We start from the raw sequence: 23552 nt of genomic DNA, 5'->3' as shown, positions 1-23552 counted from the left end.
GCTGCTCAGGGCGCAGGGCGTCCCCGGGGTAGAAAACCGTCTCTTCGCCATTCACTGGCGTTAATTATCTTTGGGCCAGCAGGAAATAAGATTTCCGCGCTGCGCAGGTATTAGTACTGCGAGTTCTTCGCCGCGGCGGAAATATTACATCCGCCGTGACAGGCCTGAAGAAAGCCTGAAACCTGCTCAGGCTAAGAAATCAGAATGTGGTGGGGGTATGGGCACTGATAATGCGGCAGATACCTGCCGAGGTGTTGCTGAAGCTATGAGGGATGCCGGTATTAATGGCATAGCTCTGTCCAGCCACCAGGTGGTACGACTGACCGTTAATCGTCAGCACGATCTCACCTTCCAGTATGGTGCCTATCTCCTCACCCTGATGCTTAATTCTCTCCCCGGTTGTGGTCCCAGGCTGGTAAGTTTCAAAAATCATCGCCAGCGTACGGTTCGGATTTCCGTTATGAACCAGTTTCATTGAAACGCCCTGACTCCCCATTTCGATAAGATCGTCCTGATTAATGACGACCTGCGGTTCATCCGGCTTTTCGGGTTCAGAAAAGAATTCCGAGAGCGACAGCCCATATACTTTCAGCAGCTTTTGCAGCGTACTGATGGCAGGACTGACTTTGTCCTGCTCTATGGTGCTGATGGCACTATGTGTTAACCCAGACAGTTCGGCGGCACGACGCTGTGAAAGACCCAGCTGTTGGCGGATCTCTGACAGACGTTTCCCTGGCGCCAGTCCGTCATCGCTCATATTTGCATTTCCTTAACTGTAGTGGTCAGAGCCGCCGCTTTTCGGCGACATGGCTCTGACAGGCGGTGATAAAACCATCAAACAACATACGCGACAGGGCGTATTCGCTACTGTTCCATTCAGGATGCCATTGCACGCCCAGCGCGAAAGGGTGGTCGTTGACGCTGACCGCCTCAACCAGCCCATCCGGTGAACGGGCCTCCACGCGCAGACGCGAACCCAGCGTTTTTGCGCCCTGGCCGTGTAGCGAGTTTACCCAAAACGTGTTGCAGCCCGGTATTAACTGAGAAAGTAAACCTCCTTCCTGCACCTCCACCTGGTGGGACGGCGCATACTGCTGCTCCACCGGTAGTTCAGGATCTTCGCGATGCTCCAGCAGTTCCGGCTGTTCAAACAGACGACGATACAGAGTCCCGCCGGTGGCGACAACCAGTTCCTGCAGCCCTCGGCAGATGGCGAAAATGGGGATGCGCCTTTCGAGCGCGGCGTTAATTAGCGCCATGCTCAGAAGATCACGCCCGGGGTCGGCGTCAGGCTCATCGCCGTTTTCACCATAAAGGTGCGGCTGCACGTTGCTGGGGCTGCCTGGCAGGTAGATCCCGTCCAGTTTATCGACTAACGCATCCAGCAGTTCCGGCTCGGCCAGCGCGTGCGGCAGGGCAATCGGCAGTCCGCCAGCGTTAACAATGGCATTCAGGTACTTTTCTTGCAGAGTCTGGGTCTGGTGACCCTTAAGCCTGTTTCTACACATCACGACGCCAATAACTGGCTTGTACATTATATTTTCCATGATCGCCCTCACAAAGTGGACTAAATTATGACCGCCAGTGGCTGATAAACGGCCATATCGTTCAATATTTTCTCAATCTAGCAGTGGAAATAGCCGTTTGCAAACTTAATTTAACATTTGACAAACATTTTGTTTGCATACACATTCGAAGGGTGGACATTATATTTGACGTTTTCAGTCAGGGTCCGAAAACTAAAACAACGGCGGTGAATCATGGATACCAATATCGTAGAAGTTGAGAATTTTGTTCAGCAGACGGAAGAGAGACGGGTAAGCGCGTTCGCTAAAGAAGTGAAGCGCTACCTCGAAACCTACCCCAACACTCAGTATGTCGATGTACTCCTCACAGACCTGAACGGCTGCTTCCGCGGCAAACGCATTCCGGTCGCCAGCCTCAGCAAGCTGGAGAAGGGCTGCTACTTCCCGGCGTCCGTTTTCGCGATGGATATTCTCGGCAACGTGGTGGAAGAGGCCGGGCTTGGCCAGGATATGGGCGAACCGGACCGCAGCTGTGTCCCGGTATTGGGCACGTTGACCCCTTCGGCAGCCGATCCGGAATACATCGGCCAGGTCCTGTTGACCATGGTTGATGAAGATGGCGCTCCCTTTGACGTTGAGCCGCGGAACGTACTCAACCGCCTCTGGCAGCAGCTCCGCCAGCGCGGATTGTTCCCCGTGGTAGCGGTAGAGCTGGAGTTCTATTTACTCGATCGCAAACGCGATGCCGAAGGCTACCTGCAGCCGCCGTGCGCGCCCGGCACCGACGACCGTAATACCCAAAGCCAGGTCTATTCCGTTGATAACCTCAACCATTTTGCCGATGTACTGAATGATATTGACGAACTGGCCCAGTTACAGCTGATCCCGGCGGATGGCGCGGTGGCCGAAGCCTCTCCGGGGCAGTTCGAAATCAACCTCCACCACACCGATAACGTGCTGGATGCGTGCGATGATGCGCTGGCATTAAAACGTCTCGTGCGTTTAATGGCGGAGAAGCATAAGATGCACGCCACTTTTATGGCGAAACCTTATGAAGAGCATGCGGGTAGCGGGATGCATATCCATATCAGCATGCAAAACAATAAGGGCGAAAACGTGCTGGCGGATGCGGACGGCGAGGATTCAGCCCTGCTGAAACGCGTGCTGGCCGGGATGATTGATCTGATGCCGGCGTCGATGGCGCTGCTGGCGCCGAACGTGAACTCGTATCGTCGCTTCCAGGCGGGCATGTATGTGCCGACGCAGGCGTCATGGGGGCATAACAACCGTACGGTAGCGCTGCGCATTCCGTGTGGCGATCGGCATAACCACCGCGTTGAATACCGCGTAGCCGGGGCGGACGCCAACCCGTATCTGGTGATGGCGGCGATTTTCGCCGGTATCCTGCACGGGCTGGATAACCCGCTGCCGCTGCAGGACGAGGTGGAAGGTAACGGTCTGGAACAAGAAGGCTTGCCGTTCCCGATCCGCCAGAGCGACGCCCTGTGGGAGTTTATGCAAAACGATCATCTGCGGGAGCGTCTTGGCGAGCGTTTCTGCCACGTTTACCACGCCTGTAAGAATGATGAGTTACTGCAGTTCGAGCGTCTTATCACAGAAACGGAAATTGAGTGGATGTTGAAAAACGCCTGATGTTCGCCCCGTAAGGGGCGCATTAGTTTAATCGGTAGCATCATACGGCCTGAGCGGAGCCTGGTCGTTCTTTTTTGCTGGGAGCCCAGCCATTTCCCGGATGTCGCGTTAAGGAGCGCAGGCGGCAACGGGGCTTCAGTTAACGACACAGTGTGTGACGAGGAAATGAGATGATGCAGATGTTCAAATATCCGCAGGGAGAAGGGGGCCTCTTTGGCCGCATTGGATGCCAACTTACCGCCGTTCATCGGTCCGTCTTACCCTTTTATTTACGCCTTACCCCCTTGCTAAGCAGGTTTGTTACCCGGTCTTTGTGCCCGCAAACTGTCGTCGGCATGGGGGGAATGCGTCATGGCTGCTAATCTTCCTGCAGAAAACGCCGCTCAGGCGGGGAAACCGCGTCTGCGTAAATCGCTCAAACTGTGGCAAGTGGTAATGATGGGGCTGGCTTATCTAACCCCCATGACGGTGTTTGATACCTTCGGCATCGTTTCCGGTATCAGCAATGGCCACGTTCCGGCCTCGTATTTGCTGGCGCTGGCTGGAGTGCTGTTCACCGCCATCAGCTACGGCAAGCTGGTGCGCCAGTTCCCGGAAGCGGGCTCGGCCTACACCTATGCGCAAAAATCAATTAGCCCGCACATCGGTTTTATGGTCGGCTGGTCCTCGCTGCTCGACTATCTGTTCCTGCCGATGATTAACGTCCTTTTGGCGAAGATCTACCTCTCCGCGCTGTTTCCGGAAGTGCCGCCGTGGGTGTGGGTGGTGACCTTTGTCGCCATTCTGACCGCGGCGAATCTGAAAAGCGTTAACCTGGTGGCCAACTTCAATACCCTGTTCGTGCTGGTGCAGATCTCCATCATGGTGGTGTTTGTGATTCTGGTGGTACAAGGGCTGCATAAAGGCGAGGGCGTTGGCACCGTCTGGTCGCTGCAGCCGTTTATCAGCGAGAATGCGCATCTGATCCCGATTATTACCGGCGCGACGATTGTCTGCTTCTCGTTCCTCGGCTTTGACGCCGTTACCACGCTTTCTGAAGAAACCCCGAATGCCGCGCGGGTGATCCCGAAGGCCATCTTCCTTACCGCGATGTACGGCGGCATTATTTTTATCGTCGCCTCGTTCTTTATGCAGCTGTTCTTCCCGGATATCCATCGCTTTAAAGATCCGGATGCCGCGCTGCCGGAAATTGCGCTGTATGTCGGCGGCAAGCTGTTCCAGTCGATTTTCCTGTGCACCACTTTTGTTAATACCCTGGCATCGGGCCTGGCGTCACACGCCAGCGTGTCGCGCTTGCTGTACGTGATGGGCCGGGATAACGTCTTCCCGGAACGCATTTTCGGCTATGTGCATCCGAAATGGCGTACCCCGGCGCTGAACGTGATTATGGTGGGCATCGTCGCGCTGTCGGCGCTGTTCTTCGACCTGGTGACCGCGACGGCGCTTATCAACTTCGGCGCGCTGGTGGCCTTTACCTTCGTTAATCTCTCGGTATACAACCACTTCTGGCGGCGCAAGGGGTATAACAAAACCTGGAAAGATCGCTTCCACTATCTGCTGTTGCCAATGGTCGGCGCCCTGACCGTGGGGGTGCTGTGGTTGAACCTCGAGGCGACCTCGCTGACGCTGGGGCTGGTGTGGGCCGCGCTGGGATTGCTTTATCTGACCTACCTGACCCGCCGTTTCCGTAAACCGCCGCCGCAGTTTGACGCGACGAAAGCGGAGCAGGCCTGGGAGTCGTAATTTGCTGTTACCACGACAACAAGGCAGCCAGGCCTGATGTCGAAAAAGGGCTCCATGTTTATCATGGAGCCCTTTTTAATGACTTGAATATCTGCTTTTACCCCATCTTTTGTTTTTTTGTCGACTTTAAATGAACGGTTTTTATTTCCGCTGTGAATATAATGGGCCGGTAATATTATATATTATGGGGTAATAAACTTATATTTTAATTTTGTGTTGCTGGGCGTATTATTTTTGGTCAGTGCTGTTTTATCAAAAGGATATTTGGTTATGACAGAACAAACTAAAATAATTCAATTACAGGATACATTAAACCGTTATTTGCTTTACTTTCCGCGAAGCAAAAGTACGGCTGTCGATGTGCATTCTTTTATAGGCGAAGAGACGCTCAGCAAACCGTATCGTTATACCATCCGTTTTACCAGTGCCGATGACAATATTCCGGCCGGAGCTGTTCTCAATCAGATCGCGCGGTTTTATCTTCGGGCGCCTAATCCGAACGCGCGTTGGCAGAACGAGGCAGCCTGGGTGCCGGTACGTCAGATTAACGGCGTTATAACACAATTTACCCGCCTGAAGTCGTCCTCAGATGAGGCGCTATATGAGTGCGTGCTGGAGCATGAGCTTGCGCTGCTGGATAAAAATTATCGCTCAGCGGTGTATACGGATGTCACCGTGCCGGAAGTTGTTACGCAACTCATGAAAAATAGCGGCTACTTCAAAGGGTATAATATCGATTTCGACAGGCTGAGTTACACCTATCCTCGAAGGGAAATGATTATTCAGTGGAAAGAAACGGATCTGCAGTTTATTCGTCGGCTGTTGGCTGAAATTGGCATCTGGTTTCGTTTTGAGAATCACCATAAGGTTCAGACGGAAACCGTGGTGATTTTTGCTGACTCTGACAGTCGATACATTTACCGCGATAAAAAACTCCCCTACGTCCGCTATTCCGGGATGACCAGCTATGACGAGTATGTGACCGATCTGGAAGAGCAGCACTCGCTGATTCCTGAACAGGTATTAGTACGCACCTACAACTATCGCGATCCGTATTCTCCACAAGCTATTAAAACCATTATCAATAATGATATCCCGGAGGGGATTACGTCCGGGGGAGAGTATCACTACGCCGATCATTACCTCGCAGACGGCGATTTTCACGCAACAGAAGCTGAGACGGCCACGTTTTACGCCCGCCTACGCTATGAACGTCTACTGAATGAGCAGAGCCGGCTCAGTGCAACAACCAGCGATCCGGCGCTGCGGCCTGGCGTTATGTTTCACCTTACTGGGCCGGTACCAGACGGCTTCAAACCGGGTTTTTTGATTACCACCATGACGATTACGGGCAGTCGAGCCCGGCATTATCACGCGCAGCTCGCCGGCATTCCGTATCTGTCAGGATACAACTTTCGACCGGAGTCTCTGTCGCGACCTGTCATTGCCGGTACGGTGCCCGCGCGGGTGGCCTCTATCGGAAGGGATAAAACGTATGCCGGGGTGGATGCCAGGGGGCGTTACTGCGTGAAGTTTGATTTTGATCTCAATGAAAAACGCAGCGGCTTTGAAAGCGCACTCGTCCGGCTGGGCAGGCCGTACGCCGGCGACACTTACGGTTTTCATTTTCCGTTGCTGGATGGGACGGAAGTTGCCATTGCCTTTGAAGGTGGCGACCCGGACAGGCCCTTCATTGCGCATGTGATGCATGACGGCGCTCGCCCCGATCTGGTCACAAACCGTAATGATACCCGCAATATTATCCGCACGGCAGCGCTGAACAAAATCCGTCTGGAGGACCGCCGGGGTAAGGAGCATATCAAGATTTCGACGGAGCACGGCAAGGGGCAACTCAATCTGGGCCACCTTGTCGATGCGGAAGGAAAAAAACGCGGGGAAGGGCTGGAGGCCCGTACCGATGACTGGATGGCTTTGCGTGCGGCAAAGGGGGTGATGATCACCACGCAAGCGCAGCCGCGGGCCCAGGGGCAGCAGTTGGATATGACCGCCGCGATTACGCAACTGGAAAAAGCGCTCTCGCTGGCAATGACATTGCAACAAAGCGCACTAACGGCCGGCGCCAGTAATGTGGATACCGATCGGCAAAATACGCTCGGCCAGACGCTGAATAGACTCAGCGGTGCAGCTCTGCTGACCTATGGCGGGCAAGGACAGGCGCATGTGACCCCGGAAAGTCTGCAACTGTCCGCCGGACAGGATGTGATTACGACGGCAGGTCGTCACGCCAGTATGAACGTGATGAAGAAATTCTCGCTGGCCGTTGGCGAAAAACTCTCATTGTTTGCCCGCAAGCTAGGTATTCAGATGGTTGCCGGCGCCGGGGATATCACCACGCAGGCGCAGCGCGGCGCCATACATATGCTCTCTCAGCAGGATTTTACGCTAACCAGTACGGACGGGAGACTGCATGGCAGCGCCAAACAGGGCATACAACTGGTGTGCGGAGGCGGCGGGATCCGTATCAGCCCTGATGGCCAGGTTGAGATTTTCTCTCCTGTCGGGGTCGATATTAAAGGGCCGAATCTCAGGTATCTGGGGCCAGAAAGCGCGCAGGTGCAAGCACCTGCCTTTGATAAAGGAACCTTTACGCGTCGCTATCAACTGCATGCTTCTGACGATCCGGAACAGGTTCTGGCGAATCGTCCTTTCAGGCTCAAGAGCTCAACCGGCGAAGTGCTCGAGGGCGAGACGGACAGCAATGGTTGCTCTCCATTGCTCGATTCGGCCGATCTTGATTCGTACAAACTGGAGGTACTGTAATGACTGTCGAGAAAAAGAAGCCGTATTGCCCGCGTATTGTGTCTGAGAATGATGTAGGAGTGCATAAATCACTGGGGCTGGAGGCGCAGACCTGCAGGGTTGGCATTCCCCGACCGATGCCGGGGATAGTGATTTTGGTCCATGGCGTGAACGACGTCGGCGAGGCGTACCAGAATCAGGAGAAGGGGATTATTGCCGGACTGAAGAAACGGCTTAATCGGCCGGATTTTTATGCCCACGAATGGAAAGACTACCGAATCACCGTTCCCGGCCGTTCACCCATCATCCCGTTCTATTGGGGGTATAAGCCTGTCACGCGTGAAGAGTACATGGGCGATCAACAGCGTTACCGGAATGAGGTCAGCACGCTACAAGACAGCGCGCACCTGCCGTTTGACGCTTACCAGGAAGATAACGCCGATAAGAAAGCTGAACTGGGTAACGATGGCAAAGGTAGGTTTAAGTACCAGAACGACAACTTTAAAAATGCCCTTGATGTTAACTTTGCCAAAGGGGGCGGGACGTTCGCGAACGCCACAACGAACATCCCGGATATGCTCGGACCGGGTGCGGGAGGGGTAGCGCTAGCCGCAGCTGGATTTAGCACGCTGTACATGAACGGCGGTGATTTTACGCACCCTATTTTCCCTAATCCACATCGTATTTATCAGTTTTTTGCCGCGCAACGTCTGGCCGATTTAATCCTGACAATCCGACGTGATCTGACGACGGCAAATGATGTAATTAACATCGTCGCGCATAGTCAGGGTACGATCATCACCATGCTGGCAAATATGCTGGTAAAGCAGGCCGGATATGATCCAGTTAACTGTGTCATTTTGAACCATTCGCCGTATTCGCTGGAAGGGCGTCTGAGTGAAGATATTCAGCCCGGGCACCACCAGACGGATAACGCCCGGCAAACGACCTTTAAAAATTTTTGTGCGTTGATGGCAACTCAGTACAAAGGAGGTGAAATATCAGAAGCTAACCTGCTGGCAATGGAAGGGGCCTGTACGTTACGAAAAGCGTCAGATAGCCCACTGCGGCAGGATGAAAAGTACCGTCGGGACAATAATGGCAAGGTCTATAACTATTTCTGTCCAAACGATGGCACGGTATCGCTGAAGAATATTCAGGGAATTGGCTGGCGGGGGATCCCCATGAACATAGCCAGTGCTATTCCCAATCTATATCAACGGGTGTTCTATCAGCATGGGCAGACCGGAATCGCCCCGACCGGAAAGCCTTTTGAGTTACCGCCATCACATAAAGGGGATGCGGAATATAGCTCTCTCACCAACACGGCTTATACCGCGCATGATGTTATCGTTAATGGAGAAGAACTGCCGCAGCCGTTCGTCTTTAAACTGCAGGGGCAGGATAACCATCCGGACAATGATCCGAAAACGAGCGATAAACCGTATACCGCGTATATCGATCCGGACAGTCCGGATGCCTATATCTCCTATTCAGCAAAAGCCTACGCTATCAAACGAACTCGCAGCGCCACCTATTCGCTTAGCCGTTACGCAAGCCTGAGTTGGCGCCCTGGCCATATTCTGACGGCGGATGAGCTGAAAATGGAAAGCTATGAGCGAAAGGTAGAAGTTATTCATGGTGAGGTCATTGGAACGAAAGACTTTTCTCAACTTACGCTGACATGGCTTAAACCTCGCGAAGAGCTTGAAAACGAATGGCAGAAAGCCGACCCGGTGGGTTACAGCCAGCACTCATCGATCGTTATGAGCGAATTTGCCCCATCCCATGCTATGGCGTTTGACCTGGCAATTGGTCCATGTCGTTCATTTGACTATAAAGCGGGTAAGTTCTGGGAAGATCTACTGCATCGTGCAGACTGGCGCGATCCTTTGAATAAATACCCTCAGGCTAAAGAATACTACCAGAATGGAAAGTTAAACCTTCAGGAAACGAAATTCTACATGAACAAGCCTGACGAGATATTGCCGAAAGGGGATTTTGGGGTAGTAAACGAATTTAACAATGCGACCAGGGTGAGGCCATCCCGCGACCTGGCTGCCGGTAATCAGGAAGTGGCAAACCTGCAGTGGGAGATGCCGAAACCCAAAAGTGACAGGGAACTGGGTATCGGAAACCAACGGTCAGCGCTCGATATCTAGGGAATATTTATGAAGCAGAGATACACATCAGGGACTGTTCTGGCGGCCATACTTATGGTCGTTGGATGTCAGGCGCAACAGCCGCCGACGCAGGTCATTTATCGTTTCGATGACCACCGTTATCTGGAGCTGAAAGGCTGGGATTGTGAGGGCGAACTCTGGTACACGGATACACTGAGGGGGATTCACACCGAACCAGTTAGCCAATTTTACAGAATATATACTAAAAAATTTATTCATCCGTCTGAGCGTTACATTGCGCTGCCAACTTGGGATTCCGCGGGGTTTATAGTGTCAAAGGACTACGGAAAAACGTGGTATCCATCCTCATTTGCTCCCAGAGAAAATGAGCCAAACGGTGATTCGTCCCCTCCATATGATGACCTTATCTCTTTCACCGTCGTCAACGATCAGGGTTTTTTGCAGACCAGGCACCGACTGTATATGTCGTCCAAACCGTTCGACGATCCACGTCTGGCGGCTGGTGGCCCGGGTATCCAATATGTCATTGAAGGGGAAACTCACACTATTACTCCGCAATCCCCGGGGCCTTCGTGGGGTATGGATTACATAACGAAGCAAGGACTTGAGAACGATACGGCAAAATTCCACACCAACTACCAGGGGCTACCCGACAGAGTACCCGAAGTAAAAGGCTATACCGGTTGGGATCATATGCGTTGTGATATGGATGCGGGGAGATAGCCATGAAAGGATTATTCACCGCTCTGGCGGCCATGCTTATGGCCGTTGGATGTCAGGCGCAACAGCCGCCGACGCAGGTTATTTATCGTTTCGATGACCACCGCTATCTGGAGCTGAAGGGGTGGGGCTGTGAAGGCGAACTCTGGTACACGGATACACTGAGGGGGATTCATACCGAGCCGGTAAGTCAGTTCTATCGAATTTTTACCAAAAAATTTATCCACCCTTCTGATCGCTATATTGCTATTCCTAACTGGGAAATAGATGGGTTTATTGTCTCGAAAGATAACGGTCAAACCTGGAGTCCTGTCGGATATTCGCCGGGTTATAACGAGCCGGATGGGATGAATTCTCCCCCTCGAGATGATGTTCTCTCTTTCACCGTCGTCAACGACCAGGGTTTTTTGCAGACGAAGCACCGACTGTATATGTCGTCCAAACCGTTCGACGATCCGCGTCTGGCGGCTGGTGGCCCGGGTATCCAATATGTCATTGAAGGGGAAACTCACACTATAACCCCCCAGTTTCCAGGTTGGTCATGGGGGATGGTTTATATGACCAAACAAGGACTTGAGAACGATACGGCAAAATTCCACACCAACTACCAGGGGCTCCCCGACAGAGTACCCGAAGTAAAAGGCTATACCGGTTGGGATCATATGCGTTGTGATATGGATGCAGGACGTTAAGGGAGCAAAAATAATGAAAGGTGTCATTAGGTTAAATGATCCGCTGGCGGGCGGAGGAAAAGTGATCACATCATCCGGTGCTGAATTTATGGGAGCCCCTGTCACCCTAAAAGGTGACAAAGTTCAGTGTGCTACGCACAAAGGGACTTTCGGTATTACTGAGTGCCACCCCTTTTGGACGATGAACGGTCGCGGTGTGGTGGTGGATGGCTGTAAAGCTGAATGTGGATGCGCGATACGAACGACGCTACAAACTGCGGGAGCGGTGTAATGGAATGGTGGCTATATTCTGAGCAGGAAGATATTCAGGATGAGATGCCTGTATTGGCTGTCGTGATGATTTATGTAGCGCTTATCGCGGTATGCCTGTTTATACAGGCGCTAGTCTGGCCTGAAAATAAACCGGTCACGTGTGAGTTCTTCATTCCTTCCGTATTACTTCCTGCCTGTGTTTTGACCACGATATTGTTCTTCGTGAAGATGGTATTGAGTGCGACAGTGTGTTACGCAGAAATACGCAAATATATTGCCAAATCCTGGGAGGTGGAGCTTAAAACCTATGCCCGAAAAAATATCGCGCTAGCCGCCTGGACTACTCTAACCCCTTTAGAACAGCCTGCGCTCAATATGCTGAAACTGGAGGGAGAGTTTCCGTTAGCGCCGAAAACCCCTCTCAGGATAGAAATTGAAGATCTTTTCGAGCAGACCCGTAATGAGCAAATTTTCACGAAATTGCTTACCCCAATGGCTATGATGTTGAACGGTAATAATTACCGCGGAATTGAAATTATCGTCTGGGTACGTGGGGGAGATAACTTCTGTGTAGATGCATTGAGGAGGGTGCTGGAGCATCTGAATATCCCTAACGCCAACGCCTGTGAAATCGAATACCTTACCGAGTGTCCGGAGTACGGCATGGTGGATAAATGGATCGCTGCGCCCGATGACAACGTCATTAACCGAATCGTCATTACTGTCGATATGCATGAAGAAGATAGCGATTCTAAAAGCATGGAAAGCGCCTGTGCGTTTTTGTTCACTAATCACTATGTCAGAGGAGCAGGCGAAAAGCCGGTATATCTTTATCAGCCGATGTCCGGCGTTACTGATGTAGAAGAAAAGATGCCGGTCTATCTGGAGGTTGAGTCCGTTATTGCACCTAAAACACTGTGGTATACAGGATTGTCCAGAGTGGATAAATACCCATTATTGCAGGCGTTAGATGCAAAAAATCTGGCGTCAGAACGCCTGGATATGGAGGCCTCACTAGGGGAAAAGAGTGCCGGTTATCGATGGCTGGCTTTGGCGCTGGCTGCCGATGCCGTTAGATATGCGCAAGGCGAGCAGCTGGTGGCGACATCTGAAAATAACAAGTTTGCTATTACTTCCTTGTCTTCAAAGAAGACGAATTTACCCGACAAAGCTAAGTGGGGCCATACGATACCACCTGTTGTGCACAGCGTTATAGTATCGGGAGGCCTGATGATTTCGTGGCTGTTTTATAATGTGAGTTTTACGCCTAAACCTGAACATATCTCTACGCTGTGGATCGTGGCGAGTATAGCCATTCCTGCAATTATCGCTTTTGGCGCTGGTTTGTCATTGACTGTTTTAGCCGTCAATAAGGCATATCAACATATGGGGTATTGAGCTGAATCTTATTGTATAGACGGGAAGAAGCCGACCATGAGATCGGCTTCTTCCCTGGTAATACGCAGCCCGGGTGTAAAGATTGGCAAAGTGAAGTTATTTCTTTTTTTTATCGGTTGGCAACTGACCGGCGCGACGTTCTTTGATGTAAGACACCAGGCTGTAAACGGCGACACCCAGTAGAGCGATCGCCACGATAAAGAGCAAGAAACCCGACATAAATTAACCTAATAATTTGTTTAAACAGAAGAAAAAATAACGCCTCACGAAGACGATAACATCGGGATGTTTCCGAAAGATGACCTAAAAGTGCCAAAGGCATCCAGCATGGCTCATTATGTTAAAATATTGATGCTGTTAATGTATTGTGACGCTATGTGCGCGCCTTAGCGTCTGATGTAACACTCCGTTAAGTCATTTTACAGACGGATTGGATTGCGGCTGTTACGCTAACCGTTGAATGAGAATTTTCTGAGAGTAATGCATGTTTAAAACAAGTCTCGCCGGCCTGCTTGCTTCGGCGCTTATGCTGACGGCTTTTGCCAGTTGGGCGCAGTCGGAAAGCCAACAGGTTCGCGAACGAATTGTCGAGCAGGTGTTAAAACCCTGCGAAGGTAAAAAGGCCGGAGATAAAGTGGTGATGGTCGACCGCCGGGGCGGCGAACATGAAGCGATTTGTACGCTGGCGGCGGTGCCATTACCGGAATAGGTAGCCGCTTTCGCCACTCCCTCTGCGACACTCATCCTGACTCTGTTTTATGCCTTCGGTAGCGGTTAAGATCATACCAACTGAGGTACTCGCGGGTTATGGCTTGCGCTTTATCCGGGCGACCTGCCGTTAATTTATTCACCATGCAGGCTGAAACTGCCGGTGTTGCGGCCTCAAATCCCCGGTGGCGCTGCCGCTTACCGGGGCTACAGCGCTGTGCGATTTGGTAGCCCGGAGAAGGCGCAACGCGCCGCGTCCGGGAAAACTCCTTAAGAAAGTTGCCAACCGATAACCGTATCTACGGTCCTGAATCTGCCGCTCCCGGCCATCTCTGAAGTGTTAAAAAAGCGACCGACGCCTCAGTTTGTGAGCCATTGCCCGCAAGAATGTCATAAATCCGTCACAATGATGGCGATGATAATAAATGACTGAGGATGAAGGGATGAAAAAAAGTCTACTCGCCGCCGCGGTGGCCGGGGCCGTATTGTTATCCGCCGGCGCCCAGGCGCAGGACGCCGTTGCGCCGGAAGGGTATCAACTGCAACAGGTGCTGATCATGAGCCGCCACAACCTGCGCGCGCCGCTGGCCAATAACGGCAGCGTACTTGAGCAGTCGACGCCGAAATCCTGGCCGCAGTGGGATGTGCCAGGCGGCCAGTTAACCACCAAAGGCGGCGTGCTGGAGGTCTATATGGGCCACTATATGCGTGAGTGGCTGGCGCAGCAGAAGCTGGTGACCAGCGGCGAATGCCCGCCGGAAAATGCCGTCTACGCCTATGCTAATAGCCTGCAGCGCACCGTCGCCACCGCGCAGTTCTTTATTACCGGCGCTTTCCCTGGCTGCGGGGTGCCTGTGCATCATCAGCCGCAGATGGGAACGATGGATCCCACGTTCAACCCGGTCATTACTGACGATTCAGCCGAATTCGCGCAAAAAGCGGTGCAGGCAATGGAAAAAGAGCGTCAGGGGATGCAGCTCGCTGAGAGCTACAAGCTGCTGGAAGAGATGACCGACTATCGTAATTCGCCATCCTGTAAAGAAAAGCATGTCTGCTCGCTTAGCGACGGTAAAGATACCTTTAGCGCCAAATATCAGCAGGAGCCAGGTGTTTCCGGGCCGCTGAAGGTCGGTAACTCGCTGGTGGATGCCTTCACCCTGCAGTACTACGAAGGTTTTCCGAAGGATCAGGTGGCGTGGGGCGAAATTGCCAGCGATAAGCAGTGGCAGGTGCTGTCAAAGCTGAAAAATGGCTATCAGGATAGTCTGTTTACTTCCGCGGAAGTGGCGCGCAACGTCGCTAAGCCGCTGGTTAAATATATCGATAATGCGCTGGTGGGCGATGGCGCCGCTAAGGCGAAAGTGACGCTGCTGGTCGGGCATGATTCCAACATCGCTTCGCTGCTGACGGCGCTGGACTTTAAACCCTACCAGTTACCCGGCCAGTATGAGCGCACCCCCATCGGCGGCAAGCTGCTGTTCCAGCGCTGGCACGATAGCGGCAGCAATCGCGATTTAATGAAGATTGAGTATGTCTATCAAAGCACTGAACAGCTGCGCAACGCGGATGCTTTGAGCCTGCAATCTCCACCGCAGCGGGTCACGCTGGCGCTTAACGGTTGTCCGGTTGATGACCAGGGATTCTGCCCGTTGGAGACGTTCAAAAAGGTCATGAACGAGGCGGCAAAATAAAACAAAAAACCCGGAGCAGTCCGGGTGATGAATGAGCGCGGGCGCAATGCCCGCGCAATTGCGCTATCAGACGTTTTTACGTTCGATGGTCTGTTCGCCCCAGAAGAGGCTGTCTTTATCGGTTTTGGCGAAAGCTCGCGACAGCACCTCATCGCTGCCTTCTTCCCAAATTTTCTCCGCCAGCTTTTCATCGTAATTCGCGAGTTCGAAAATGGCTTCGGCGATTTCCAAAGAGGTATTACGTAAGCTTGCCCATTCGCCCACGTGGTGGGCCTTCGCTTCTTGATTCGGCATGCAACTCCTCCTGTTGAAGGTTAGCCGTGTAATTTCACAGCTACATTGGCGACGTGCTCACCCTGGTAGCGAGCGATAGCCAGCTCTTCCTGGCTTGGCTGACGGGAGCCGTCGCCGCCTGCGATGGTGGTTGCGCCATATGGCGTGCCGCCGCGCACCTGGGAGACATCAAACAGCTCCTGCGCGCCGTAGCCAATCGGCACAATGATCATCCCATGATGGGCAAGGGTAGTCCAGGTTGAGGTAATTGTCTGCTCCTGGCCGCCGCCGGTACCGGTTGAACTAAAGACGCTGGCGACTTTGCCATACAGCGCGCCGGAAGCCCACAGGCCGCCGGTCTGATCCAGGAAGGTGCGCATCTGTCCCGACATATTGCCGAAACGGGTAGGGGTACCAAAGATGATGGCATCATACTCCGCCAGTTCCTGCGGTGTGGCGACGGGCGCATTTTGTGTTTTCCCGCCTGCTTTGGCAAACGCTTCAGCCTGCATAGTTTCCGGCACGCGCTTCACAACCACCTCAACGCCGTCAACTTTATTTGCCCCTTCGGCAACGGCATGAGCCATGGTTTCGATGTGTCCATACATGGAATAATAAAGCACCAGAATTTTAGCCATTTGCATCACTCCTCGGTTGCGTAATTGTCCAGCCAAACGACTGGCTACCTATAAAGATAAGACCTGTGGCGCAGAGTGCAAATCCAACAAACATTTGTTTGATTTATAACAAAATGGCAAAGATTAATTTGCAACATGCCTCGTAGCAAATAGATACATTTTGCGCAGGGCTGATTTCAGCTGTAAGAAGAAATGCTTAGCGGTTGCGATCGCCGCTGGCGTCTGGTTTTGACGATTAAATGTTGCGGAATGTGACTATTTGCTTGGGGAATGAGTTTCATTTACTACGCTTATAAGCACGCGATGCATAATGGCCATGCCATATGCCGCGGGGGCTTAGGCCCAGAACTCACCTAATGCAATATGATGTCAAACCCAATGGAGGTCAGTAATGGCAAACCATCGTGGCGGTTCCGGCAATTTTGCCGAAGATCGTGCCAGAGCATCAGAAGCAGGTCGTAAAGGTGGCCAGCACAGCGGGGGGAACTTTAAAAACGATCCTCAACGCGCCTCGGAAGCTGGCAAAAAAGGGGGTAAAAATAGTCACGGCAATCGCAATAGCTAGCCGGGACTGTTTTTTATGATGCGGTGTTAATCTCCCCCGACCCTGCCGCATCACCCTCGCCGCCGACGTATGTCGGCGGTTTTTTTGTCTATGGGTGTTGCTTTCGGCCTGAAGCGCCTGCGAAACTGGTTAGCTATTTATTGCTATTGGTCGCCTCATGTCTTCGCTCAAACTCTCGATAACGCCGCAGGAACTGATCCTGATTGTGATCACCATGTTCTGGGGCGGTACCTTTCTTGCCGTACAGTACGCCGTGAACTTTAGCGGGCCGTTTTTCTTCGTCGGCCTGCGCTTTGCCACCGCCGCGCTGGCGGTGGCGCTACTGTCGCTGCGTACGTTACGCGGCCTGACCTGGCTTGAGGTTAAGGCCGGTGTGGCAATCGGCGTAGCGATTGCGCTCGGCTACAGCCTGCAAACCTGGGGCTTACAGTCCATCTCCAGCAGTAAATCGGCGTTTATTACCGCCATGTATGTACCGCTGGTGCCGCTGTTGCAGTGGCTGTGTCTTGGGCGCATGCCTGGCGTCATGTCCTGCGTGGGCATCGTGTTGGCGTTTATCGGGCTGATCCTGCTGGCGGGGCCGGAAAACAATCTGCTGGCTTTGGGGATTGGCGAAATGATTACCCTGGCAAGCGCGGTGGCTATCGCTGCCGAAATCATTTTAATCAGCGCGTGGGCGCGTCAGGTCGATGTGCGCCGGGTGACGGTGGTACAGCTGGCGACCGCCTCGCTGGTGGCTTTTGCCGCGATGGCGCCGGCTGGGGAGTCTATCCCGCCGATGCGCCCGGAACTGCTGGCCGTCGCGCTGGGACTGGGGATTTTCAGCGCTATTATTCAGGTCACCATGAACTGGGCGCAGCGTAGCGTATCGCCGACGCGGGCGACGCTGATTTACACCGGCGAGCCGGTTTGGGCTGGCGTGTTTGGTCGTATCGCCGGCGAGCGTCTGCCGCTGTTGGCGCTGGTGGGCTGTCTGTTTATTCTCGCCGGAGTGCTGGTCAGCGAGCTGAAGTGGAAGAAAAAATCGCGGCCGCAGATTGCGGCAGAGGAAGCGCCAGAGCTTGCGGATCGGCGCGAGCCCTAATTATGGCCCCGGCGCGCGTCGCCGGGGCGAACCCTGATTATACCGTAGTGGCTTTTGCCACCTTTTCCTGATGCTGGCGGCGGTTAAGCAACGCATGCAGTAAAATAGCGCCGAAAGTCGCCGTCCCAATCCCTCCCAGGCGAAAGCCCCCCAACGACAAGGTAAAATCGCCTGCGCCCAGAACCAGCGTCACCGCTACCATGATTAAATTCGCATTCAGGCTGAGATCGACCCGATTCTGCACCCATATCCGCGCCCCGGTGACCGCAATCAAACCAAAGACCACGATTGATGCGCCGCCAATGACCGGGCCTGGGATCGTATGAATCAGGGCGCCGAACTTGGGCGAAAAGCCGAGCAGGATGGCGATCAGCGCCGCGGCGACAAACACCAGCGTTGAATAGACTTTGGTCACCGCCATAACGCCGATGTTCTCCGCATAGGTGGTGACGCCGCTACCGCCGCAGGCGCCGGAAAGCAGGGTCGCCAGCCCGTCGCCGACAAACGCGCGCCCCATCCAGGGATCCAGATTGCGCCCCGTCATTCCCGATACGGCCTTTAAATGCCCCAGGTTTTCCGCCACCAGAATGATGGCCACCGGCGCAATCAGCAGCATCGCCTGGCTGTCAAAGGTGGGGGAAGTCAAGTGCGGGACGCCAAACCACGCCGCCTGGGCGACAGGTGCAAAATCCAGCGGTTTACCAAGAGCGAATCCGTTGGCCAGCAGCGCATAGAGCGCACAGGCGATAATAAGCCCCATCAGGATCAGTAGACGCTGCAGCAGTCCTCGGGTAAAGACCGCGACGGCGCCGATACAAAGCACCGTCAGCATCGCCATCCAGCTGTCGAAGGCGTTGGCGGAAACGCTGTGCACGGCAATCGGCGCCAGGTTTAGACCGATCGCCATCACCACCGCGCCGGTTACCGCGGGCGGCATCAGTCGCTCTATCCAGCCGGTACCGATTTTCATCACCACCAGACCGATCAGGGTATAGAGCAGCCCGCAGGCGATAATGCCGCCGAGGGCGATGCTGAGATGAGGATTCAACCCCTGGCCCGTAAAGCCGGTCACGGTGATGACCACGCCGACGAAGGCGGCGCTGGAGCCAAGATAGCTCGGTACCCGGCCGCCGGTGACGACAAAGAACAGCAGAGTGCCCACCCCCGACAGCAGGATAGCCAGGTTGGGGTCAATCCCCATCAATAAAGGCATCAATACGGTCGCGCCAAACATCGCCACGGCGTGCTGCACGCCCATGATCAGCGTTTGCCCGGCGGATAAACGTTCATCCGGGGCGACAACGCCGGCATCCGCGGCGGGGGTGGTTAACTGCCAGCGAGGAAAATCGAAGAGTGCCATGATGATATCCCGGGTGAGAGGTTAACAAACGGGCCGCATAAGCGTGTGATAGCCGCGGTCAAACCACATCAGGCCGCGCGGTTCCGGCTGGCGGGCGATAGCCACGACCTGGCAAAACAGAATGTCATGGGTGCCGACCTGTAGCCGCTGGTCGATTCGGCAGTCGAAACTGACCAGCGCCTCTTTCAGCCGCGGGCAGCCGGTCGCGCCGGTTTGCCAGTCGGCGGCGGCAAAGCGCTCATCCATTGCCGTTTTACCGCCAAAGAGCGTCGACAGGGCCTCCTGTCCGGCCGCGAGGGTATTGACGCAAAGGGCCTGATGTTCGCTGAATACCGGCCAGACCGAAGCCGAACGGTTGAGGCACACCAGCAGCGTCGGCGGGGTATCGGTTACGCTGCATACCGCGCTGGCGGTAAAACCGGCGCGCCCGGCAGGCCCTTCGGTGGTGATAATGTTGACCGCCGCGCCGACATGGGCCATGGCGTCACGAAAACTGTGTTGATCCGCTACGTTCATTACCGTCTCCTTATGCCAGCAGGCAGGCTTCATCAAAACTCAGGCGCGGCAGCCGGTCGTACAATTTGCCGGGGTCGCCATAGCCGATATTCACCAGTAGATTGCTTTTCCAGCCGCTGTTGGCGAAAAACGCCGCATCGACTTTCTCGCGGTCGAATCCCGACATCGGGCCGGTGTCGAGGCCCAGCGAGCGGCAGGCGAAAATCAGATACGCCGCCTGCAGCGAGCTGTTGCGAAAGGCGGTTTCCTCGGCCAGCTGCGGGCTGGAAGTAAACCAGCTCCGGGCGTCGCCGTGGGGAAACAGCGCGGGCAGGCGCTCGTAAAACGCGTTATCCCAGGCCACGATGGCGGTGACCGGCGCCTGCATGGTTTTTTCCACATTGCCGCTGGAGAGCGTTGGGCGGAGTTTCGCTTTGCCCTCGGCGCTGCGCACAAAAACGATTCGCGCCGGTGAACAGTTGGCCGAAGTCGGCCCCATTTTCATCAAGTCGTAAATCTCCTGCAGCTGCCGATCGTTAACCGCCTGTTCCCGCCAGCCATTGTAGGTCCGGGCATGGGTGAATAGGGTCTCGCAAGCCTTTTGGTTGATTGCTTCGCTCATATATTCTCCTCGGCGACCGGCAGCAGGGTCGTCAGGCCGTCGCGTAAAATAGGGTTAAAAGTGTCGCTGTCGGTAACGTTACAGGCATGGCCGCCCCAGGCCATTTCCACGAGTCGGCTACCGGGAATCGCCGCCTGCAGCATTCGCGAGCAAGAGGCGGGGACCAGCAGGTCGTCGGTGGCGCTGATGATCAGTGTCGGGCAGGCGATAGCCGCCGCGCGGCGCGAAAAATCCGCCTGTTTCAGGGCCTGCAGCCTTTTCAGTAGATTCTCCTTGCCCTGGAAATGGCTAATAGCCAACGCGTCTTCCGCTTCGAGACGCGGCAGGCGGGCCGCCATCCACTCCGCCGGATAGAGAAACAGCGGCTGAGCCTCGACCCACGCCTGGGCACCGCCGGCCTGCAGCAGGCGTTCGCGGACCTGAAAGCAGCGGCGGGTATGCGGGGAAAGCGTTAGCCAACCGTTTACCAGCACCAGCGCGCTGACCGCGCGCGGATAGTCGAGCGCCAACTGCATCCCAATCAGCGCTCCCAGGGCGTGGCCAACCAGCGCGAAGCGCATGATGCCCGCCGCCTGCAGGGCGCTGAACAGCTCCTGCGCCATCGTCGCCATGCTGTAATTTTCCGGCAACGGGCCACGGTTCTCCCCGGTACCGTTATGGTCATAGCACACCAGTTGATAATGCTGTTCCAGCGCCGCCCGCTGCGCCAGCCAGTACGCGCTACCCCCGCCAAGCCCGGCGCTCAGCACCACCACCGGGGAGCCGGGCCACGGCGGCGGGGCAATATTGAGCCTCATCATGTTGGAGTACCGATATGGGCGACGCTGGCAATTTCCACCAGCGCATCGGGTTTCACCAGCCCGCACTGAATACAGAAACGCGCCGGTTTATCACCGGGGAAAAACTCGGCGTAAACCTCGTTAATCGCGGCGTAATTTTGCCAGTCGGTGATAAAGATACTGTTGAAGGTCACATCCGCCATACTGCCCCCCGCCGTTTCGATAACGCTTTTGATAATCTCCAGCACGTGACGGGTTTGCGCCTTTGGGTCGCCGGGGTAGAGCACATTGTTTTGCTTATCGAACGGCAGAGTGCCGGAGACATATACCACTCCGTCGGCGAGCGTCCCTGGAACAAAGGGGGCAATCGGCGTAGCGGTGCCGGGGGGAATAATCACCTGTTTAGGCATAGCGTTTCTCCTCGGTAAAAGCGAGCGGGGCGGCGGGTTCTATGGCGCGACAGAAGCTGCCGACGTCGCTGACCCAGCCGAAAAAGGTTTCAATGTTGAATAACGCCGCCTGTTGCGCGAAGGCGGGACCTGCCTGATGGGTGGCATCCTCCAGCACCACGCCGAAGTATTCGAGGAAGAAACCATCGCGTAGCGTCGATTCGACGCAGACGTTGGTGGCGATGCCGGTGAATACCAGGTGGCGAATACCGCGGCTGCGTAGAATGCTGTCGAGCGGGGTATTGAAAAAGCCGCTGTAGCGCGGTTTCGGCAGGACGATATCGCCCTCCCGGGGCCGTAATTCGTCAACCAGTTGATAATCCCAACCGCCTTTTGCCAGCAGCTTGCCCTGTAGTTCCGGGCGTTGGCGCATGGTCTTCAGCGCGTTAGATTTATGGTAATTCGGCGAGCCGGGGCCGCCGGCTTCCACATACTGTTCGTCCCAGCCATTCTGGAACCAGATAATTAACATGCCGGCGGCGCGGGCGGCGGCCACCGCGAGATTAATATTATCGATAACCGGTCGGGTGGCGGAGACGTCAAAACCGGCGAGATCCAGGTATCCGCCCTGGCTTGCATAGGCGTTTTGCATATCGACCACGATCAGCGCGCTGTGCTGCGGCGACAAGGTCAGCGATTCCGGGCGAGCGGGAAGGGTAATCATCAGGCCACCTCGCGGGTAATGGGAGCAATATGGTCACGGCAGCGCATCAGCGGCTGAATACGTTCGCCGAAGGCGTCAATGCCCTGCAGGAAATCATCGAAGGTCAGCAGTACGCCGTCGGTACCGGGGACCGCCGCCACCTCATCGAGCATACGGGCGACGTTGGCATAGGAGCCGACGAGGGTGCCCATATTGATGTTGACCGCGGAGGTGGGGTCGGCCATCTGGCGGACGTTGGTATCACTGCCGGAGCGGGTATCTTTCTGGCTCTGTTCGGTCAGCCATGCCAGCGCCTCGTCATCCGCGCCGGCTTTGTAGTGTTCCCATTTAGCGCGGGCCGCTTCGTCAGTTTCGTCGGCGATCACCATAAACAGCACGTAGGAGCCGACGTCGCGGCCGGTTTTTTCCGCCGCCTGCATCATCCGTGCGGCGGTGGGCGCGAAGGCTGCAGGGGTATTAACCCCTTTGCCAAAGCAAAAGTTGTAGTCGGCGTGTTGGGCGGAAAACGCCATGCCGGCGTCGCTTTGCCCGGCGCAGATAACCTTCATCGGCTGCGATGGCCGTGGGCTGACCCGGCAGTCGTTCATGGTGAAGTAATCACCTTTAAAATCGCTGCGCCCGGTGCCCCAAAGATCGCGCAGAACCGTAACGTATTCAGTCAGGTAGTCATAGCGGCTGGCGAAGTATTCATCGCCGGGCCAGATCCCCATCTGGTCATATTCCGGTTTTTGCCAGCCGGTCACCAGATTCACGCCAAAACGTCCGCCGGAGATAGAGTCGATTGTCGAGGCCATGCGGGCGACGATGGCCGGAGGGAGCGTCAACGTCGCGGCGGTGGCATAAATCTCGATCTTCGAAGTCACCGCCGCCAGACCGGCCATCAGGGTGAACGATTCCAGGTTATGATCCCAGAACTCAGTCTTCCCTCCGAAGCCGCGTAGTTTGATCATGGAGAGCGCGAAGTCGAAATGGTAGTGCTCGGCCTTCTGAACAATTGCCTTATTCAGTTCGAAGGAGGGCATATACTGCGGTGCATGGGTGGAAATTAACCAGCCGTTATTACCAATGGGAACGAAAACACCGATTTTCATAACTACCTCTCTGTCGTCATGGAAGATGAAATTGCGCGGTGCGGCATCCTGCCTCTTCCCGAACCACCTCGCAGTGGAAATAAAGCAAAGGTAATGCCAGTTTTAAAAAAGTTTTTGTTATTAATGTGTTGTGAAATGGTTACTGGATTTAAGGATAAAAATGTGGACCGAATGGTCAAAATCAGTGCACGAAAAAACGGCAGTCATGCGCGATCGGAGTGCGCAGGGTCGTGTCGGCGAGGGGC

The 23552-nt window shown here is 54.6% G+C and carries 24 protein-coding genes; 12 read left to right on the top strand and 12 right to left on the bottom strand.

Going from position 1 to position 23552, the window contains the following annotated elements; all coding sequences use genetic code 11:
• Positions 1-199: 199 nt before the first annotated feature.
• Together puuR and puuD are read right to left on the bottom strand one after the other, a co-directional pair.
• A complete protein-coding gene (gene puuR / locus ABLV08_RS23310; RefSeq protein ID WP_002898590.1) occupies positions 200-757 on the bottom strand; it encodes an HTH-type transcriptional regulator PuuR in 558 nt (185 codons plus the stop codon).
• A 25-nt stretch (positions 758-782) separates the two neighbouring features.
• Entirely contained in the window at positions 783-1535 is a 753-nt protein-coding gene (puuD, locus tag ABLV08_RS23305; RefSeq protein WP_161798760.1) for a gamma-glutamyl-gamma-aminobutyrate hydrolase, read from the bottom strand.
• 225 nt (positions 1536-1760) lie between these two features.
• Between puuD and ABLV08_RS23300 the strand changes: the two genes are divergently transcribed.
• The 8 genes from ABLV08_RS23300 to ABLV08_RS23265 all read left to right on the top strand — a co-directional run bounded on the left by ABLV08_RS23300 (position 1761) and on the right by ABLV08_RS23265 (position 12888).
• A complete protein-coding gene (locus ABLV08_RS23300) occupies positions 1761-3179 on the top strand; it encodes a glutamine synthetase family protein (protein WP_015367262.1) in 1419 nt (472 codons plus the stop codon).
• Positions 3180-3530: 351 nt separating this feature from the next.
• A complete protein-coding gene (locus ABLV08_RS23295) occupies positions 3531-4922 on the top strand; it encodes an APC family permease (protein WP_015367261.1) in 1392 nt (463 codons plus the stop codon).
• A 270-nt stretch (positions 4923-5192) separates the two neighbouring features.
• The gene (gene vgrG / locus ABLV08_RS23290; RefSeq protein WP_149271245.1) at positions 5193-7703 is read left to right on the top strand and encodes a type VI secretion system tip protein VgrG; all 2511 of its coding nucleotides are present in this window, start codon (positions 5193-5195) and stop codon (positions 7701-7703) included.
• On the top strand, positions 7703-9844 hold the full coding sequence (locus ABLV08_RS23285; protein WP_334754776.1) for a hypothetical protein: 2142 nt from the start codon (positions 7703-7705) through the stop codon (positions 9842-9844). Before vgrG ends, ABLV08_RS23285 begins: the two co-directional genes overlap by 1 nt.
• A 9-nt stretch (positions 9845-9853) precedes the next feature.
• Positions 9854-10549, top strand: a complete 696-nt coding sequence (locus ABLV08_RS23280; protein WP_045360081.1) for a hypothetical protein — start codon at positions 9854-9856, stop codon at positions 10547-10549.
• Positions 10550-10551: 2 nt separating this feature from the next.
• On the top strand, positions 10552-11238 hold the full coding sequence (locus ABLV08_RS23275) for a hypothetical protein (protein ID WP_045411907.1): 687 nt from the start codon (positions 10552-10554) through the stop codon (positions 11236-11238).
• Between the two features lie 13 nt (positions 11239-11251).
• A complete protein-coding gene (locus ABLV08_RS23270; RefSeq protein ID WP_049033930.1) occupies positions 11252-11509 on the top strand; it encodes a PAAR domain-containing protein in 258 nt (85 codons plus the stop codon).
• Complete coding sequence (locus ABLV08_RS23265) at positions 11509-12888, top strand: hypothetical protein (protein ID WP_046883747.1); 1380 nt, start codon at positions 11509-11511, stop codon at positions 12886-12888. The genes ABLV08_RS23270 and ABLV08_RS23265 overlap by 1 nt, the downstream gene beginning before the upstream one ends.
• 96 nt (positions 12889-12984) lie before the next feature.
• Here ABLV08_RS23265 and ABLV08_RS23260 read toward each other — a convergent pair whose 3' ends face one another.
• Positions 12985-13107 carry a small membrane protein gene (locus tag ABLV08_RS23260; protein WP_015367255.1) on the bottom strand — a complete coding sequence of 41 codons (123 nt, stop codon included), beginning with the start codon at positions 13105-13107 and terminating at the stop codon, positions 12985-12987.
• A 265-nt stretch (positions 13108-13372) separates the two neighbouring features.
• Between ABLV08_RS23260 and ABLV08_RS23255 the strand changes: the two genes are divergently transcribed.
• The gene (locus ABLV08_RS23255) at positions 13373-13597 is read left to right on the top strand and encodes a hypothetical protein (RefSeq protein ID WP_015704988.1); all 225 of its coding nucleotides are present in this window, start codon (positions 13373-13375) and stop codon (positions 13595-13597) included.
• Positions 13598-14039: 442 nt separating this feature from the next.
• The gene (gene agp, locus ABLV08_RS23250) at positions 14040-15287 is read left to right on the top strand and encodes a bifunctional glucose-1-phosphatase/inositol phosphatase (protein ID WP_015704989.1); all 1248 of its coding nucleotides are present in this window, start codon (positions 14040-14042) and stop codon (positions 15285-15287) included.
• 66 nt (positions 15288-15353) lie between these two features.
• On the opposite strand, the gene ABLV08_RS23245 is transcribed toward agp, so the two are convergent.
• Together ABLV08_RS23245 and wrbA are read right to left on the bottom strand one after the other, a co-directional pair.
• Positions 15354-15581: a YccJ family protein gene (locus ABLV08_RS23245; protein ID WP_015367252.1), complete on the bottom strand. Its 228-nt coding sequence runs from the start codon at positions 15579-15581 to the stop codon at positions 15354-15356.
• A 20-nt stretch (positions 15582-15601) separates the two neighbouring features.
• The gene (gene wrbA / locus ABLV08_RS23240; protein WP_015367251.1) at positions 15602-16198 is read right to left on the bottom strand and encodes an NAD(P)H:quinone oxidoreductase; all 597 of its coding nucleotides are present in this window, start codon (positions 16196-16198) and stop codon (positions 15602-15604) included.
• A gap of 391 nt (positions 16199-16589) precedes the next feature.
• On the opposite strand from wrbA, the gene ABLV08_RS23235 reads away from it, so the two are divergent.
• The gene (locus tag ABLV08_RS23235) at positions 16590-16763 is read left to right on the top strand and encodes a general stress protein (protein WP_015367250.1); all 174 of its coding nucleotides are present in this window, start codon (positions 16590-16592) and stop codon (positions 16761-16763) included.
• A gap of 157 nt (positions 16764-16920) precedes the next feature.
• Positions 16921-17847: a DMT family transporter gene (locus tag ABLV08_RS23230; RefSeq protein ID WP_126028712.1), complete on the top strand. Its 927-nt coding sequence runs from the start codon at positions 16921-16923 to the stop codon at positions 17845-17847.
• A gap of 37 nt (positions 17848-17884) precedes the next feature.
• Here the strand turns inward: ABLV08_RS23230 and rutG are convergent, their stop codons facing one another.
• Genes rutG through rutA form a run of 7 tightly spaced genes read right to left on the bottom strand, consistent with a single transcriptional unit; the run spans position 17885 to position 23307 of the window.
• Positions 17885-19207 carry a pyrimidine utilization transport protein G gene (rutG, locus tag ABLV08_RS23225; RefSeq protein WP_047041790.1) on the bottom strand — a complete coding sequence of 441 codons (1323 nt, stop codon included), beginning with the start codon at positions 19205-19207 and terminating at the stop codon, positions 17885-17887.
• A 21-nt stretch (positions 19208-19228) separates the two neighbouring features.
• Positions 19229-19723, bottom strand: coding sequence for an NADH-dependent FMN reductase RutF (gene rutF / locus ABLV08_RS23220; protein WP_020079167.1), 495 nt, complete (start codon positions 19721-19723; stop codon positions 19229-19231).
• Positions 19724-19733: 10 nt separating this feature from the next.
• Positions 19734-20324, bottom strand: a complete 591-nt coding sequence (locus ABLV08_RS23215; protein WP_015367246.1) for a malonic semialdehyde reductase — start codon at positions 20322-20324, stop codon at positions 19734-19736.
• Positions 20321-21124 carry a pyrimidine utilization protein D gene (gene rutD, locus ABLV08_RS23210; RefSeq protein WP_049053222.1) on the bottom strand — a complete coding sequence of 268 codons (804 nt, stop codon included), beginning with the start codon at positions 21122-21124 and terminating at the stop codon, positions 20321-20323. The genes ABLV08_RS23215 and rutD overlap by 4 nt, the downstream gene beginning before the upstream one ends.
• Positions 21121-21513 (bottom strand): pyrimidine utilization protein C, encoded by a 393-nt coding sequence (gene rutC / locus ABLV08_RS23205; protein WP_020079164.1) that lies wholly within the window; start codon positions 21511-21513, stop codon positions 21121-21123. The genes rutD and rutC overlap by 4 nt, the downstream gene beginning before the upstream one ends.
• Entirely contained in the window at positions 21506-22216 is a 711-nt protein-coding gene (gene rutB / locus ABLV08_RS23200; protein ID WP_032711383.1) for a pyrimidine utilization protein B, read from the bottom strand. Before rutB ends, rutC begins: the two co-directional genes overlap by 8 nt.
• Positions 22216-23307 (bottom strand): pyrimidine utilization protein A, encoded by a 1092-nt coding sequence (rutA, locus tag ABLV08_RS23195; protein ID WP_032714248.1) that lies wholly within the window; start codon positions 23305-23307, stop codon positions 22216-22218. The genes rutB and rutA overlap by 1 nt, the downstream gene beginning before the upstream one ends.
• Between the last annotated feature and the right edge of the window lie 245 nt (positions 23308-23552).

The sequence above is a fragment of the Klebsiella sp. CN_Kp088 genome, from assembly GCF_040064335.1.
Classification (GTDB): domain Bacteria; phylum Pseudomonadota; class Gammaproteobacteria; order Enterobacterales; family Enterobacteriaceae; genus Klebsiella; species Klebsiella aerogenes.
This window is presented reverse-complemented; position numbering and strand designations above follow the sequence as displayed.

Excerpts from the sequence above, each read along its gene's own strand:
- rutF (WP_020079167.1), bottom strand. The coding sequence starts at position 19,723 with ATGAACGTAGCGGATCAACACAGTTTTCGTGACGCCATGGCCCATGTC.
- ABLV08_RS23280 (WP_045360081.1), top strand. The coding sequence starts at position 9,854 with ATGAAGCAGAGATACACATCAGGGACTGTTCTGGCGGCCATACTTATG.
- ABLV08_RS23255 (WP_015704988.1), top strand. The coding sequence starts at position 13,373 with ATGTTTAAAACAAGTCTCGCCGGCCTGCTTGCTTCGGCGCTTATGCTG.
- ABLV08_RS23235 (WP_015367250.1), top strand. The coding sequence starts at position 16,590 with ATGGCAAACCATCGTGGCGGTTCCGGCAATTTTGCCGAAGATCGTGCC.
- ABLV08_RS23270 (WP_049033930.1), top strand. The coding sequence starts at position 11,252 with ATGAAAGGTGTCATTAGGTTAAATGATCCGCTGGCGGGCGGAGGAAAA.
- rutC (WP_020079164.1), bottom strand. The coding sequence starts at position 21,513 with ATGCCTAAACAGGTGATTATTCCCCCCGGCACCGCTACGCCGATTGCC.
- rutB (WP_032711383.1), bottom strand. The coding sequence starts at position 22,216 with ATGATTACCCTTCCCGCTCGCCCGGAATCGCTGACCTTGTCGCCGCAG.
- ABLV08_RS23295 (WP_015367261.1), top strand. The coding sequence starts at position 3,531 with ATGGCTGCTAATCTTCCTGCAGAAAACGCCGCTCAGGCGGGGAAACCG.
- ABLV08_RS23285 (WP_334754776.1), top strand. The coding sequence starts at position 7,703 with ATGACTGTCGAGAAAAAGAAGCCGTATTGCCCGCGTATTGTGTCTGAG.
- puuR (WP_002898590.1), bottom strand. The coding sequence starts at position 757 with ATGAGCGATGACGGACTGGCGCCAGGGAAACGTCTGTCAGAGATCCGC.
- ABLV08_RS23245 (WP_015367252.1), bottom strand. The coding sequence starts at position 15,581 with ATGCCGAATCAAGAAGCGAAGGCCCACCACGTGGGCGAATGGGCAAGC.
- ABLV08_RS23300 (WP_015367262.1), top strand. The coding sequence starts at position 1,761 with ATGGATACCAATATCGTAGAAGTTGAGAATTTTGTTCAGCAGACGGAA.
- vgrG (WP_149271245.1), top strand. The coding sequence starts at position 5,193 with ATGACAGAACAAACTAAAATAATTCAATTACAGGATACATTAAACCGT.
- ABLV08_RS23230 (WP_126028712.1), top strand. The coding sequence starts at position 16,921 with ATGTCTTCGCTCAAACTCTCGATAACGCCGCAGGAACTGATCCTGATT.
- puuD (WP_161798760.1), bottom strand. The coding sequence starts at position 1,535 with ATGTACAAGCCAGTTATTGGCGTCGTGATGTGTAGAAACAGGCTTAAG.
- rutG (WP_047041790.1), bottom strand. The coding sequence starts at position 19,207 with ATGGCACTCTTCGATTTTCCTCGCTGGCAGTTAACCACCCCCGCCGCG.
- ABLV08_RS23265 (WP_046883747.1), top strand. The coding sequence starts at position 11,509 with ATGGAATGGTGGCTATATTCTGAGCAGGAAGATATTCAGGATGAGATG.
- agp (WP_015704989.1), top strand. The coding sequence starts at position 14,040 with ATGAAAAAAAGTCTACTCGCCGCCGCGGTGGCCGGGGCCGTATTGTTA.
- rutA (WP_032714248.1), bottom strand. The coding sequence starts at position 23,307 with ATGAAAATCGGTGTTTTCGTTCCCATTGGTAATAACGGCTGGTTAATT.
- ABLV08_RS23260 (WP_015367255.1), bottom strand. The coding sequence starts at position 13,107 with ATGTCGGGTTTCTTGCTCTTTATCGTGGCGATCGCTCTACTGGGTGTC.
- rutD (WP_049053222.1), bottom strand. The coding sequence starts at position 21,124 with ATGATGAGGCTCAATATTGCCCCGCCGCCGTGGCCCGGCTCCCCGGTG.
- ABLV08_RS23215 (WP_015367246.1), bottom strand. The coding sequence starts at position 20,324 with ATGAGCGAAGCAATCAACCAAAAGGCTTGCGAGACCCTATTCACCCAT.
- ABLV08_RS23275 (WP_045411907.1), top strand. The coding sequence starts at position 10,552 with ATGAAAGGATTATTCACCGCTCTGGCGGCCATGCTTATGGCCGTTGGA.
- wrbA (WP_015367251.1), bottom strand. The coding sequence starts at position 16,198 with ATGGCTAAAATTCTGGTGCTTTATTATTCCATGTATGGACACATCGAA.